Genomic DNA, 13,357 nt, shown 5'->3' with positions numbered 1-13,357 from the left:
GGCCGCGAGCCCGCGGCCGGTAAACCCACCCGGGGAACAAACATGACCGACTTCGATCCGGCGGACACCGCACGGCAGTCTCGACCGATCCTGTGGAGCCTTGGCCTCCTGCACGGCGAGCTGCGGGCACGGCACGGTCTGTCGCTCCACGACTACCTCGTTCTCGGTGCCCTCGCCGGAGCCGAGTGCCGGCCTGTGCCCGTGACCCACCTGACGGCCTTCCTCAAGGAATCAGCGACCCGGATGTCCTACCTCCTGAAGAACCTGCAGGCCGCCGGACTGATCGAGCGCAACCGCCGATGCAGAGACCGCAGAACGGTCGAGGTCACACTGACCGAGGCAGGACGTGCCAGGTTCGCCGACGCCGAGAGGACCGCGCACATGCGCCTGCGCCGGCACGTCGTCCTCTGACTGATCCACCCCCAACGGTCGTCAGCCGGCATCCGGTCGTCGCCGGCGCCCAAGGGCTCGGCGGTTCCACTCCCTCCCGCACTCCGGCTCTTCCCGCGCGGACGCCGTCCCCGGACACGAGTCTGCGCCGGTGATGCCATCGGCCCATGTCGGGCGGTCTCAAGGACAGGGAGGACCGCACCCGCGAAACGGCGTCCGTGGCACGGATTCATGGCCGCCGTTTCGTGAATCCGCCTCTAGGACGTGGTGGTTGCGGTGCGGTAGAACTCGGCCGCGGTGACGCCGGCAGGGACGCCGAGTTCGGCGGCGACCGCGGTGATCGCCCTGTCGCCGACGGCCGGATCGGCTTGGCCGTCGAGGGTGAAATGCGGTGCGATGTAGGTGCTGTAGTGGGCTCGCGCCTCGTCCGCCGTCTGCCCGCCCAGGAACGTCCGCATGTGCCGGACCGTGGTGTCGGGGTCGTTGTGGATCACTTGCAGGGCGCGCCGGTGTGCGCGGAGGACGGCCTGCACGGCGGGGCCGTCCGGGTCGGTGTAGGTGGGGTCGACGGCCAGGCCCACGGTGGGGATCTGGAAGTGGTCTCCGATCCAGGCCAGTACATTCCAGCCGTGTTCGGCGGCCACGGCCTCCGGTGCCATGGTGCTGCCGACCAGCGCGGCGTCGATCTCGCCGTCGCGCAGCCGGCGCAGGTCCATGCCGTAGTCGCCGGGCGGGCGGACGAGGGTCTTGATGTCACGGTCCGGGTCGAGGCCTGCCTTGCGCAGTACGATCCTGGTGAAGCATCCCGGTGCAGTGTGCGGGGCGTGTACGGCCAGCCGCCGGCCGGCCGACCTCACCCTTCTCGATCGCCTGGTACCACGAGATCGCACAGGCAACCTGGGGGGCCGAGCAACTGCTTGAGCGGGCGTCAGCGGGACGCGGGGAAGCCCAGGTCCGGACCGGAGGCCGTCTCGGCAGCATCAGGCCAGCGACTCGTGATGACCTTGCCGCGCGTGTAGAAGTGCACGGCTTCGCTGCCGTACATGCGGTGGTCGCCGAAGGCCGAATCCTTCCAGCCACCGAAGGAGTGGTAGCCCACCGGCACCGGCATCGGCACGTTCACGCCGACCATGCCGGCCTCGACCTCCAGCTGGAAGCGGCGGGCCGCGCCGCTGTCACGGGTGAAGATCGAGCTGGCGTTGCCGTACGGGGAGCCGTTGATGATGGTCATGGCCTCCTCGTAGGTCTCCGCGCGGAGCACGCACAGGACCGGACCGAAGATCTCGTTCCGGTAGACGTCCGAGTCCGTGCTGACCTTGTCGAGGAGCGAGACACCCATCCAGTGCCCGTTCTCCAGGCCCTCGACGGTGAAGCCTCTGCCGTCGAGCACCACGTCGGCTCCCTGGGCGGCCGCGCCCGCGACGTAGTCCGCGACCTGGTCGCGGTGCGCCTTGGTGATGAGCGGGCCCATCTCGGATGACGGGTCGTCGCCGGGTCCGATCTTGAGCTTCTTGGCCCGCTCGGCGATCCGGGACACCAGCGCGTCGCCCGCCGAGCCGACCGCGACCACCACGGAGACCGCCATGCAGCGCTGGCCCGCGGAGCCGTAGGCGGCGGTCACGGCGGCTTCGGCGGCCGCGTCGAGGTCGGCGTCGGGCAGCACCAGCATGTGGTTCTTCGCTTCGCCGAGGGCCTGGACACGCTTGCCGCCGGCGGACGCCCTGGTGTAGACGTGGCGGGCGACCGGCGTGGAGCCCACGAACGACACGGCCGCCACGTCCGGGTGGTCGAGCAGTGCGTTCACCGCGACCTCGTCGCCCTGCACGATGTTGAGCACGCCGTCAGGCACGCCGGCCTCGGCCGCGAGCTCCGCGAGGAGTATGGACGCGGACGGGGCCTTGCTGCTCGGCTTGTGCACGAAGGTGTTCCCGCAGGCGATCGCCATGGGGAACATCCACATGCTGATCATCGCGGGGAAGTTGAACGGTGAGATGCCGACGATGACACCGAGCGGCTGGCGGACCGACGCCACGTCGATCCGGCTCGACACTTCCGTGGACATGTCGCCCTTGAGTGCCATGCCGAGCCCGCAGGCCAGTTCGACGATCTCCAGGCCGCGGGCCACCTCGCCCAGCGCGTCCGCGTGGGTCTTGCCCTGCTCGGCGGTGATCAGCGCGGCGAGGTCGTCGCGGCGCGCGTTCAGCAGCTCGCGGTAGCGGAAGAGGATCGCGATCCGCTGCGCGAGCGAGGACGTGCGCCAGCCGGCGTAGGCCTCCTTCGCCGCGGCGACCGCGGCGTCGACCTCGTCGGCGTCGGCCATGGCCACCCGCGTGGTGACCTCTCCGGTCGCGGGGTCGGTCACGGGGCCCCAGGTGGCTGAGGCACCCGAGACGTCTCCGTAGGGTTTGCCTGCGATCCAATGGGTGACGGTCTTCATCGGCGGAACTCCTTCGAGGATGACGGCGCCGGGCCGCGAGGTGTCGCTGCACCTCAGGGGCCTTGGCTGTGTCCGGACCGGGCCGCGTTCTCGGTCAGTGGCACGTGCCACTGCGGCCACGCGGGCGGGACTGCTGCTGATATGGAATCTATGGCTCCGCGTGCCGTGTTGCGGTGGATCCGAGGGCCGGGGCGCGAAGTGCCTCCCTCGTGTCCCGCGCTGTGGTGGCCCGGGTCACCAGATGCCGAGCGGCAGTCGGTCAGCTCTTCAGGATCCGCGTCCCGTGGGTGCGAGATCGAGGGGTGGAGCCGCCGCGCGAGTCGTTCCGTCGCGCCGGTCGTGCAGGCTGAAGTCGGCCCGGACGGCCACACCGGACTGCAGGAGCTTCTGGTGCACCAGCGGGTTGCGGCCGGGGTACGAGACCACCACGTTGATGTATCCCTCGGGCAGACCGGTCACGGCGTACTCGCCCCGCGCGTTCGTCGCGGTTCGCACGACCTGCCGGCCGCTGGTGTCCATGACGGTCACTGCGGCATGGCGGACGGGCTGCTGTTCGCCGTCGTGGACGGTGCCCTCCAGCATCGGCAGCAGCTCGCCGAAGTGATGGGGGCGGACCGGAAGCGCCGTGGGCACCGGCGCCTCCATGGAGGGGTCCTCCACCGGCGGTTCCGGAATGTCCTCCTGCTCGTCCTCGGCTCCCTGCCGTGCGGTCGTGCGGTGGTGCCGCCACGCGTCAAGAGCCAGCAACGTCATACCTGCCGCGATCCATGCGCACAGCACAAGGGCCGGCTGGAGCACGCCCGCATTGTCGAAGTACAGGACCCCTCTCAGGCCGTCGACCGCGTTGCCCAGCGGCATGACGGTGTGCAGGCCCTGGAAGAACCTCGGCAGCAGCTGGACGGGGACCAGGCCGCTGGAGGGAACGCTCAGCACGATGTACAGGCCCAGACCCGCGAGCGGGAAGAAGTGCTTGACGAAAGGCGCCATGCCGAGGGAGAACGTGCCCACCGCCGTGGTGAGCAGGAAGGCGATCGCCAGGGCGGCGGGGGAGTCGGGCAGATAGCCCAGCCCCACGCCCACGAAGAAGCCCACAGCGCTGAAGACAGCGGCGGAGCACGCGACCGTCAGCAGTTTCTTGCGGCGGTTCAGGGTCACCGCCCGCAGCAGGGACGTCGCGAGGATATAGCCGGGTATGTTCCAGGCGATCGCGAAGTACACCGGGATCGTGCCGAGTCCGTCCTTGCTCACGGTGGGCGCCACGTCCGTGATCGTCAGCTTCTGGTGGTTGTGCGCCGCAAGCTGGCTGAAGCCCTTGGCCAGGGCCTGCTCGAGGCTCACCCCGTTGGCTCCGGCCACGTAGAGCACGGCGTGTTTGCCCTGCGCGGCGAAGCCGGCCACGGCGTCCCGGTCCAGTACCGCCCGGCGGGCTTCCCGGGCGTCTGTCACGGCGGTGACGTCGAACGCGCCGGGATGCTGCCGCTGCAGAGCGGTGTCGACCTTGCGCGTCACCGGGGCACCGGCGATCACGAGCTTCGCGTGGTCGGGCTGAGGCTGGTGGAAGGCCATGGGGAAGGAGAACAGCAGGCCGAGGAAGAGCAGGGCCGGGATCATCAGGGTCTCGGCCAGGATTTTGACCAAGGTGACACCGCGGGGACGCTCGGTCCGGTGCTTCACATGTTTCACAGAACCACCTCCCGGGCGCCCGGGCGAGCCATGTCGCTGAGCGCCCGGCCGGCCCGATGCCCGGCGATCCGACGGTCGCTTCTTCGGTGCCGGTGGTCCTGTACCACCCGCGGTCCCACCAGTTTCACGGCGTTCCTCTCCTTCGCCCGCGCCCGACCATCGCCATGGCGCGCCCTTCGATAGATGTACCGATCGGAACATCTACGCCGGTTGGACGATACGCGTACCGATCGGTACAGTCAAAGCCGTGCCTCGTCCCGTCAATGCCGAAAAGCGTGCCGAGCTGCTGGAACAGGTGGTGCACCACCTCCAGCACCACGGCGTCGCTCAGATGTCGCTGAGTCCGCTCGCCGAGTCGATCGGCACCACCAAGCGCATGCTTCTGTACTACTTCGGCAGCCGAGAGAACTTGCTGGCCCAGGCCCTGGCCGCCAGTCGCCCCGACGTCCACGCGATGTTCGACGACGTCAGCGACACCGCGGGACTGCGCAGGGCGGCCCATGCCCTGTGGGAAGCGATGACCGTCGGTGAGCAGTCCGGGCCGATCCGCATGCTGCTGCAGCTGCTCAGCCTGGCCGCCACCGATCCCGAGCAGTACGGCAGCATCGCGGCCGAGACCGTCGAGGTCATGACCGGCCCCATCGCCGCGGCGTACGTCCGGCTGGGGCACTCGCCGCAGCAGGCGCGAACCGGGGCCACGCTCCTCGTCTCCGGCCTGCGCGGTCTGTGCCAGGACCGCCTGGTGACCCATGACGTCGCCCGTACCGACATGGCCGCTCGCCGCCTCATCAGGGACGCGGTCGCGGTGGCCGACTGAGCTTGTGCCCCCGTCCGGGCACTGATCGCGGAACTCACCCCGAAGGCGGTGTCCGGTCCGGGTTTCCGGCGCATCGCATCAAGGGCCGAGTGAGCATGCGGCCGTACCTCGTCTTCGAGGGCGCAGACGTCGAGGCGACCGTCGACGGCCCTGAGTGCGACGGTCACCGCCGGCCCGGCTCCGGGGGGCCTGGTCAAGGTCGACGCACCGGCCGTACGCCCGTTGTCGGCTTCGCGGCCGGGAGGCACGGTGTCGTCCCGGACGATACGGACAAGGCGCGGCGTCCACGCTCGACTCAATGGGAAGCTGAGGGCGAAGACGCTGGCCAGGTGGCAGTGGGCCGAGGAGTCGTGAGTTCTGTCCCATCGCGACGTGACCAGGGTCTCGATGCGGATTCTCGGCTCCGGTCCATACCCTGACTGCCAAAAGTCTGCGAAATCCTGACTGGCGACCTGTCAGAAAACTCGGCAAGCGGTCAGCGCAAGTCCACCCTTGGCGGCGGCCGTCGGGTGGAGAATGGCCCGTTATAAGCTGAGTGAACAGCCCTTGACCTGCACAAAGCAGGCAGGGAGCGAATTCCGGGAGTCCAAAGTGCTGCGTACTCTGTTCAAGTCCAAGATCCACCGAGCCACCGTCACCCAGGCCGACCTGCACTACGTGGGATCGGTGACCATCGACGCGGACCTCCTCGACGCCGCCGACCTGCTCCCCGGCGAGCTGGTCCACATCGTCGACATCACCAACGGCGCCCGGCTGGAGACGTACGTCATCGAGGGCGAGCGGGGCTCCGGGGTCGTCGGGATCAACGGGGCGGCCGCCCATCTCGTCCACCCCGGCGACCTGGTGATCATCATCAGCTACGCTCAGGTCACCGACGCCGAGGCGCGTACGCTTCGGCCGCGGGTCGTGCACGTCGACCACGACAACCGCGTCGTGGCGCTCGGCGCCGACCCGTCCGAGCCGGTACCGGGCTCGGACCAGGAGCGCAGCCCGCAGGCCGTATCGGCCTGACCGGCGGACCAGGAGGGCGACATGAGCGACATCGAGATCCGCGACGACCGGGCGGCGGGCCGTCTGGAGGCGGTCGCCGGCGACGAAGTCGTCGGCCATGTCGAGTACTTCGTGCTGGAGTCGCCCTCCCGGGCCCTGGTGCCGGTCCACACCATCGTGGAGCCGGAGCACGAGGGGAAGGGCATCGCGGGCTCCCTCGCCCGCGAGCTGTACGCGATCGCCGAGCGCGAGGCCACCCCGGTTGCCCCGCTCTGCCCGTACGTCGTCAGGTGGGCCGAACGGCACCCCGACGTGGCGCCGGCAGCGGACCCCGAGCTGCTGCGCGCGGCGAAGGAATGGCTGGTCGCCCACCCCGGCCGCTTCTGAGGAGCCGCACATGCTCGCCCTGCTCCACACGTCCCCCCTCCACATCCCCGTCTTCGACGCCCTGCGCGACGAGGACCACCCGGGCCTGGAGCTACGGCACGTCGTGGCACCGGAACTCCTGGCCCGGGCCCGCCGGGAGGGCCCCGAGGCGGTCGCGCCGGAGGTCACGGCGGCGCTGGAGCGGGCGGCAGCGGACGGCGTACGGGCCCTGCTCTGCACCTGCTCGACCATCGGCGAGGTGGCGGAGCGGGCCGCCGACAGTGTCGGGGTCCCGATCGTCCGAGGCGACCGTCCGATGGCCACGGCGGCGGTGACAGCGGGCCCCCGCATCGCCGTCCTGGCGACGGTCGAGAGCACCCTGGCCCCGACTCTGGCCCTGCTCGAGGACGAGGCCCGTCGCGCGGACCGCCCGATCCGTGCCCGCGTTCAGGTCGTGGCGGACGCCTGGACCCGCTTCGAGGCCGGCGACCTCGAGGAATGCGCGCGCCTGGTGGCAGCCGCCGCGGACACAGTGACCGACGCCGACGTGATCGTCCTTGCCCAGGCCTCGATGGCCCCGGCCCAGCGCCTGACGACCACGACCGTGCCGATCCTCTCCAGCCCACGCCCTGGGCTCGCCGCGGCAGCACACGCGGCAGGGTGAGTGTACGAACCCGTTTCGGGTACGCGGGGAGTAGACCCCAGAGGTGAAGTCGAGCCACTGGCCGGAGGACACCATGACGAACCCGCACCCCACCCCGGTACCCCCTGACCCCCAGCCTCCGGACCCCTACCCGAGCCCGGTCCCCACCCCCGAACCACCCCCGGCCCCGGGCCCCGTCCCCACACCACCCTCGCCGACCCCCACCCCGCCTCCCATCCCCCCGAACCCGGACCCCACCCCGGAGCCGGGCCCACCCCTCACCTGAGAACCCGAACACCCCCTGACGCGCCCCACCGAAGGCACCCCAAGGGGGCGCGGGGAACCGCACAACCCACGGCGGACCCGCACCCGCCCGACGGGCTCGGCCCTCACCCCCCCGGGGTCGCGGGGAACTGCGCACAACCCACGGCGGACCCGCACTCGCCCGACGGGCTCGGCCCTCACCCCCCGGGGGCGCGGGGAACTGCGCACACGGCGGACCCGCACTCGCCCGACAGGCTCGGCCCTCACCCCCCGGGGGGCGCGGGGAACTGCGCGAACCCGCAGCTCACCCGCACCCGTCTCCGGCGACCAGGCCCGGCTACGCGGTGACCTCGCTACGGTCCCCGCCCCACAGCGTGTGGAACGCCCCCTCCCGGTCCACCCTCCGGTAGGTGTGCGCCCCGAAGAAGTCCCGCTGCCCCTGCGTGAGCGCCGCAGGCAACCGCTCCGCCCGCAGTGCGTCGTAGTACGCCAGCGCCGCCGAGAACCCGGGCACCGCGACCCCCTCCCGGGTCGCCGCGATGATCACCTCACGCCAGTCGTCCTGCGCGCCGGCGATCTCCCGGGCGAACGTCTCGTCGGACAGCAGGCTCGGCAGATCCGCCCGCGCGTCGTACGCAGCCCGGATCCGGTCCAGGAACGCCGCCCGGATGATGCACCCGCCTCGCCAGATCGAGGACACCGCACCGAGGTCGATGTCCCAGTCGTACTCGTCGCTGCCCGCCTGGATCTCGTGGAAGCCCTGCGTGTACGACACGATCTTCGAGGCGTACAGCGCCTGCTCCACCCGGTCCGCGAAGGCCCCCGCCTCCGCCTCGGACAGCGCCGTCGGCTTCGGCCCCGCCAGCCCGCGCGAGGCCGCCCGCAGATCCGCGTGGCCCGACAGCGACCGGGCGAAGACGGCCTCGGCGATCCCGGACACCGGCACGCCCAGGTCGAGCGCGATCTGGACGGTCCAGCGGCCGGTGCCCTTCTGCTCCGCCTGGTCCACCACCACGTCCACGAACGGCTTGCCGGTCGCCGCGTCCACGTGCGCCAGCACTTCCGCCGTGATCTCGATGAGGTACGAGTCGAGCCGGCCCGTGTTCCAGGTGCGGAAGACGTCCGCGATCTGCGCGGGGGAGTACCCGGCTACATCGCGCAGCAGCTGGTACGCCTCACCGATCAGCTGCATGTCGGCGTACTCGATGCCGTTGTGCACCATCTTCACGAAGTGCCCGGCGCCGTCGGGTCCGATGTGCGTCACACACGGCGCGCCGTCTGCCGCCTTCGCCGAGATCTTCTCCAGCATGGGGCCGAGCGAGTCGTACGACTCCTTCGGCCCGCCCGGCATGATGCTCGGCCCGTGCAGCGCGCCCTCCTCGCCGCCGGAGACGCCCATGCCGACGAAGTGGATGCCCTGCTCGCGCAGCGCCTTCTCGCGGCGCCGGGTGTCCGCGAAGTGCGCGTTACCGCCGTCGATGATCATGTCGCCAGGCTCCAGGAGCGGTGCGAACTCCTCGATCACCGCGTCCGTCGGGTCACCGGCCTTGACCATGATGACCAGCCGGCGGGGCCGTTCCAGCGCCGCCACGAACTCCTTGGCGGTCTCGGCCGCGATGAAGTCGCCCTCGTCCCCGAAGTTCTCCACCAGCTCGTGTGTCTTCGACACCGTGCGGTTGTGCAACGCCACCGTGTAGCCGTTGCGTGCGAAGTTCCGGGCGAGGTTGCGGCCCATGACCGCGAGACCCGTGACGCCGATCTGCGCCGAAGTGCTCATACCGCCTGCTCCTCAAAGATCAAGTCGATCCCGTAGAACGTGCAAGGGATGCTGCCGCCCCTCATGCCCGCCAGTATTGCCCAAAGGCCATCCTGACTCGCCGTTCGACCGGCCGCACTTGCAGATACGGACCGCAGGCGCCGACGCCTCAGCAGCCTCGGGAGACACTTCGCAGGGGTGCCGTGCGCTCCGCCGGGCTGACGGCGGATCAACTCGGCTTCGCCCCGCGCCGCTTCACGGCGTGACGGCCGTGCCCCCAGGTGCCAGAGGCGGCTGATTGCTGTCTTGTCATGGCCTGTTCGGGGCACTTACTTTTGGCCTTCCTGACGCGCGTGGCGAGGGGGCTCTCAGACATGGCCGAACGCGGCCGGCACCGCCGGTACCAGCCGAACAGGATCAACCGTGCCTCGCTCACCGTCACGGCGGGCGGCGCCGGGCTGGCGCTGCCGCTGGCCGCCGCCGGGAGCGCCGACGCGGCCTCCGTGTCCACCTGGGACAAGGTCGCCGCCTGTGAGTCCAGCGGCGACTGGGGCATCAACACCGGCAACGGCTACTACGGCGGGCTCCAGTTCACCCAGTCCACCTGGGAGGCCTACGGCGGCACCCGGTACGCGCCGCGTGCCGACCTCGCCACCAAGGACCAGCAGATAGCCGTGGCCGAGAAGGTCCTGGGCGGACAGGGGCCGGGCGCCTGGCCCGTCTGCTCGGCCCAGGCCGGGCTCACCCGCGGCGGGGGCACGCCCGAGGTGCACACCGAGAGCGCCACCACCCGCCCCGCCAGGAGTTCGGTACGGGACGTACAGCCGCAGACCACACCGCAGTCCCGGGCCGGCAAGGCCGAGATGTACACCGTGGTGCACGGCGACACGCTCTCCGGGATCGCCGAGGAACACGACGTCGCCGGCGGCTGGCACCGGTTGTACTCGGACAACCGCGCGACGGTCGGCTTAGATCCGGACCTGATCCTGCCCGGCCAGCGGCTGAGCCTGACGGGCCACGCGGCCGAGGCCGTCAAGACCGAATCGTCGGCGAAGAAGACGGCGTCCAAGCCGACCAAAACGTCCAAGCCGACCAAAACGTCCAAGCCGACCAAGACGTCCAAGCCGGCCAGCACGAAGACCAAGGCCAAGCCGGAGGCCGGGACCAAGAAGGCCTCCTCCCACAGCGACCACTCCCTCGTCGCCCCCGTCGACGCCCCGATCGGCACGGCGTACCACGCGTCCGGCTCGCACTGGTCGAAGGGCTACCACACCGGTGTCGACTTCCTCGCGCCCACCGGCACCTCCGTCAAGGCGGTCGAGGCCGGGCAGGTCGTCACGGCCGGCTGGGGCGGTTCGTACGGCTACCAGGTGGTGATCCGGCACGCCGACGGCCGCTACTCCCAGTACGCCCATCTCTCGGCCATCTCCGTGCGGGCCGGGCAGAGCGTGTCCACGGGGCAGCGGATCGGCCGCTCGGGTGCCACCGGAAACGCCACGGGCCCGCATCTGCACTTCGAGGTGCGGACGGGGCCCGGTTTCGGCACGGACATCGACCCGGTCGCCTATCTCCGGGCCGGCGGCGTCAGGATTTGACCCGCGTCCGGGGGCGGTCGAGTACCGGGGCCGGCACATAGGCGGCGGCGGGGAGCAGGACGTCAGCCACGTCTGTCACGGACGCGGTGCGCTGCTGGGGCATTTCGACCCGCGCAGGTCGGTCCTCGCCGTCCGCCAACGACCCGGCAAAAACTCCGCTCCCCGCCGACCGCCCTCGCACCAGACCCGCGTCCGCCATACCGGCCTCCGCCAGGCCCGCCTCGGCCAGGTCGGCCTCCGCCGGACCGGCAACCGTCAGGTCCGCCTCCGCGAGACCGGCTGTCGGGAGGCCCGTTTGCGCCAGACCGGCAACCGTCAGGCCCGCCTCCGCCATGCCGTCCGTCGCCAGGCTCGCCGCCTCTGCCATGCCGGTCTTCGCGAGGCCCGCGTCCGCCATACCGGCCTCCGCCAGGCCCGCCTCGGCCAGGTCGGCCGTCGTCGTCAGGTCCGTCTCCGGCTGGCCGGTCTTCGTCAGGCCTGTCTCTGCCAGTTCCACGAGGGCCTCGACCAGCGGCTCGGGTGATGTCCCGGGCTCCGGTGCGGTGTCCACGGGGTGCGGTGTGTGCTCGATGCGCTCGGTCGTCAGCAGGATCAGGCCGCCCGTCGCCACCACACCGCAGGCCAGCGCCAGCACCGTGCCCGTCGTGCCGTAGCGGAACGTCTCGTCGAACATCGTGATGCCGACCGCGGCGGCCAGCACCGGGTTGACCACCGTCAGCGTGGCCAGCGGCGCGGCGAGGCCGCCGCCGCGGTACGCGGCCTGCGAGATCATGACGCCGGCGACGGCGTAGACGCCGATCACGGCCAGCCAGAGCGCGTCGGACACGGCGATCCCGCCGTCCCAGTCGATCGCCACGACCTTGGTGAACACCGAGGACATGCCGAAGGCTATGCCGGACGCGACGGCGAGCAGCACGCTGCGCACCGCCGGGTGCCGGTGCGCGGCCCGGCCCGCGACCATCAGCGTGACGATCGCTGCGCCGGTGACCAGCGCGACCCCGGTCCGCCCGGCGGAGTCCAGGGTGCGGGAGTCGGAGGAGCCCACCAGGGAGAGCAGGCCGGCCAGACCCACGGTGGCCATGATCGCCCCCCGCCAGGCGGTGGAGCCGGCCTTGCGGCCGACGAACAGGGCCGCCATGGGCAGCGCGAACACGATGGTGAGCGCGCCCAGCGGCTGGACCAGGCTGAGCGGGCCGTAGGCCAGCGCCACGACGTGCAGCAGGCCACCAAGGCCGTTCAGCGCCATCGCCCCCCACCAGCTCGGGCGGCGCAGCGGCGCGTACTGCTCGTCGGGGGAGGTGACCGCGACCTGCTCCTGCACGATCGCTCCGCCGGCGTAGGCGACGGCGGACACGAAGGAGAGCAACACGGACAACGCGAGGGAACTCATGCAGGGCTCCTCAGCGTCAGGCGGCTCCGCAGGGCGGTCCCGCACGGTGAACGGTCGGCTTCCATGAGCAACACTGTGCCCGCCCGATCGCTTCCCGTCGTCGTACCTGAGCACCCAATGCCTCGTACTACCGATGGAGTAGGGGAGGTCTCTGATCATCCCCAGGGTGGGGGACGGCGGGTGGAGAGCCGGGGCCCCGGGATCCTAAGAAGCCTGGTACTACTGCTGTTCGTGGACCAGGACCCCGATCTCGCCGCGCTCCGGCCGCTCGGCGGCTTCTTCGTGCTGCGGACGCTCCGATCGGCGGCCGGAGACCCGGAGGCGGTGCGGATCACCAAACTACCAAGCCTTGCAAAAGCTTATAAAAAAGGCACATCGGATGTTTACGAAAATATCCTAACTTTCCGTGTTGGGGTGGTGGCGGCCCGTCTCCGCACCCCCGAGCTCCGGGTCGCCGCCTCCATCGCCCACCAGGGGCTCGCCGCCCGGCTCTGGTCCGTCGCCCTCGGCTGCGCCGCCCGCTACGGCCGCCTCCCGGACCTGGACCCCCGTCTGCTTCGCTGGGACGCCGGCGCCACCGCCCCCGACGACCTCTGGCTCACCGAGGTCCGCCCGCTGCCTGGGGGCGCCGGACCGGCCATGCTCGCGGACGCCGTCGTACACGGCCATCTCGAACCCCTCGCGGAGGCCCTGCGGGCCCGCTACGGCGTCGCCGCCGGCCTGCTGTGGGGCAACGCGGGCTCCGCGCTGGCCGCTGCCGCCCGCGAGCTGGAACGGTGGGCCCGTGCCGACGGCCGTACCGAGGTCGCGGACCGGACCCGCACCCTCGTCGACGCGCTCTTCGCGCACCCCCTGCTGAGCGCCACCGGCATCCGCACCGGCCCGGGCTTCCGGCGGCGCAGCTGCTGTCTCTACTACCGGGTACCGGGTGGCGGGGTCTGCGGTGACTGTTGTTTCACACAACCACCGCGCTCTTCCCCGCGCGCCGCATCTGGGTGACCATGGAACAACCGGCCGTGGAGATCA

General features: G+C 71.0%; 12 protein-coding genes. 7 read left to right on the top strand and 5 right to left on the bottom strand.

Going from position 1 to position 13,357, the window contains the following annotated elements:
* Window positions 1–42 precede the first annotated feature (42 nt).
* Window positions 43–411, top strand: coding sequence for a MarR family winged helix-turn-helix transcriptional regulator (locus AB0D59_RS03505; RefSeq protein WP_362560229.1), 369 nt, complete (start codon window positions 43–45; stop codon window positions 409–411).
* Window positions 412–647: 236 nt separating this feature from the next.
* Here AB0D59_RS03505 and AB0D59_RS03500 read toward each other — a convergent pair whose 3' ends face one another.
* The 3 genes from AB0D59_RS03500 to AB0D59_RS03490 all read right to left on the bottom strand — a co-directional run bounded on the left by AB0D59_RS03500 (window position 648) and on the right by AB0D59_RS03490 (window position 4,465).
* Complete coding sequence (locus tag AB0D59_RS03500; RefSeq protein ID WP_362560226.1) at window positions 648–1,247, bottom strand: ABC transporter substrate-binding protein; 600 nt, start codon at window positions 1,245–1,247, stop codon at window positions 648–650.
* A gap of 71 nt (window positions 1,248–1,318) precedes the next feature.
* Window positions 1,319–2,827, bottom strand: coding sequence for a CoA-acylating methylmalonate-semialdehyde dehydrogenase (locus AB0D59_RS03495; RefSeq protein ID WP_362560223.1), 1,509 nt, complete (start codon window positions 2,825–2,827; stop codon window positions 1,319–1,321).
* 267 nt (window positions 2,828–3,094) lie between these two features.
* Window positions 3,095–4,465 (bottom strand): carboxypeptidase regulatory-like domain-containing protein, encoded by a 1,371-nt coding sequence (locus AB0D59_RS03490; RefSeq protein WP_362560220.1) that lies wholly within the window; start codon window positions 4,463–4,465, stop codon window positions 3,095–3,097.
* Window positions 4,466–4,757: 292 nt separating this feature from the next.
* Here AB0D59_RS03490 and AB0D59_RS03485 point away from each other — a divergent pair, with 292 nt between their 5' ends.
* The 4 genes from AB0D59_RS03485 (at window position 4,758) to AB0D59_RS03470 (ending at window position 7,347) form a co-directional block, all read left to right on the top strand.
* Window positions 4,758–5,327 carry a TetR family transcriptional regulator gene (locus tag AB0D59_RS03485; protein WP_362560217.1) on the top strand — a complete coding sequence of 190 codons (570 nt, stop codon included), beginning with the start codon at window positions 4,758–4,760 and terminating at the stop codon, window positions 5,325–5,327.
* A gap of 591 nt (window positions 5,328–5,918) precedes the next feature.
* The gene (gene panD, locus AB0D59_RS03480; protein ID WP_351489859.1) at window positions 5,919–6,338 is read left to right on the top strand and encodes an aspartate 1-decarboxylase; all 420 of its coding nucleotides are present in this window, start codon (window positions 5,919–5,921) and stop codon (window positions 6,336–6,338) included.
* Window positions 6,339–6,359: 21 nt separating this feature from the next.
* Window positions 6,360–6,704: a GNAT family N-acetyltransferase gene (locus AB0D59_RS03475; RefSeq protein WP_351744313.1), complete on the top strand. Its 345-nt coding sequence runs from the start codon at window positions 6,360–6,362 to the stop codon at window positions 6,702–6,704.
* A 10-nt stretch (window positions 6,705–6,714) separates the two neighbouring features.
* Window positions 6,715–7,347, top strand: a complete 633-nt coding sequence (locus AB0D59_RS03470) for an aspartate/glutamate racemase family protein (RefSeq protein WP_362560213.1) — start codon at window positions 6,715–6,717, stop codon at window positions 7,345–7,347.
* 580 nt (window positions 7,348–7,927) lie between these two features.
* On the opposite strand, the gene gndA is transcribed toward AB0D59_RS03470, so the two are convergent.
* Complete coding sequence (gene gndA / locus AB0D59_RS03465; RefSeq protein ID WP_362560210.1) at window positions 7,928–9,367, bottom strand: NADP-dependent phosphogluconate dehydrogenase; 1,440 nt, start codon at window positions 9,365–9,367, stop codon at window positions 7,928–7,930.
* Window positions 9,368–9,720: 353 nt separating this feature from the next.
* Here gndA and AB0D59_RS03460 point away from each other — a divergent pair, with 353 nt between their 5' ends.
* Window positions 9,721–10,941, top strand: a complete 1,221-nt coding sequence (locus tag AB0D59_RS03460; protein WP_362560207.1) for a transglycosylase family protein — start codon at window positions 9,721–9,723, stop codon at window positions 10,939–10,941.
* On the opposite strand, the gene AB0D59_RS03455 is transcribed toward AB0D59_RS03460, so the two are convergent.
* Complete coding sequence (locus tag AB0D59_RS03455; RefSeq protein ID WP_362560204.1) at window positions 10,931–12,331, bottom strand: DMT family transporter; 1,401 nt, start codon at window positions 12,329–12,331, stop codon at window positions 10,931–10,933. The genes AB0D59_RS03460 and AB0D59_RS03455 overlap by 11 nt on opposite strands.
* Before the next feature lie 231 nt (window positions 12,332–12,562).
* Here AB0D59_RS03455 and AB0D59_RS03450 point away from each other — a divergent pair, with 231 nt between their 5' ends.
* Window positions 12,563–13,330, top strand: a complete 768-nt coding sequence (locus AB0D59_RS03450; protein WP_362560201.1) for a (2Fe-2S)-binding protein — start codon at window positions 12,563–12,565, stop codon at window positions 13,328–13,330.
* Window positions 13,331–13,357 lie beyond the last annotated feature (27 nt).

The sequence above is a fragment of the Streptomyces sp. NPDC048417 genome (genome assembly GCF_040651615.1).
In the GTDB taxonomy this organism is placed as follows: Bacteria; Actinomycetota; Actinomycetes; order Streptomycetales; family Streptomycetaceae; genus Streptomyces.
The sequence above is the reverse complement of the archived record's forward strand: the minus strand, read 5'-3'. Positions and strand labels throughout refer to the sequence as shown.

Excerpts from the sequence above, each read along its gene's own strand:
- AB0D59_RS03495 (WP_362560223.1), bottom strand. The coding sequence starts at position 2,827 with ATGAAGACCGTCACCCATTGGATCGCAGGCAAACCCTACGGAGACGTC.
- gndA (WP_362560210.1), bottom strand. The coding sequence starts at position 9,367 with ATGAGCACTTCGGCGCAGATCGGCGTCACGGGTCTCGCGGTCATGGGC.
- AB0D59_RS03470 (WP_362560213.1), top strand. The coding sequence starts at position 6,715 with ATGCTCGCCCTGCTCCACACGTCCCCCCTCCACATCCCCGTCTTCGAC.
- AB0D59_RS03460 (WP_362560207.1), top strand. The coding sequence starts at position 9,721 with ATGGCCGAACGCGGCCGGCACCGCCGGTACCAGCCGAACAGGATCAAC.
- AB0D59_RS03455 (WP_362560204.1), bottom strand. The coding sequence starts at position 12,331 with ATGAGTTCCCTCGCGTTGTCCGTGTTGCTCTCCTTCGTGTCCGCCGTC.
- AB0D59_RS03505 (WP_362560229.1), top strand. The coding sequence starts at position 43 with ATGACCGACTTCGATCCGGCGGACACCGCACGGCAGTCTCGACCGATC.
- AB0D59_RS03475 (WP_351744313.1), top strand. The coding sequence starts at position 6,360 with ATGAGCGACATCGAGATCCGCGACGACCGGGCGGCGGGCCGTCTGGAG.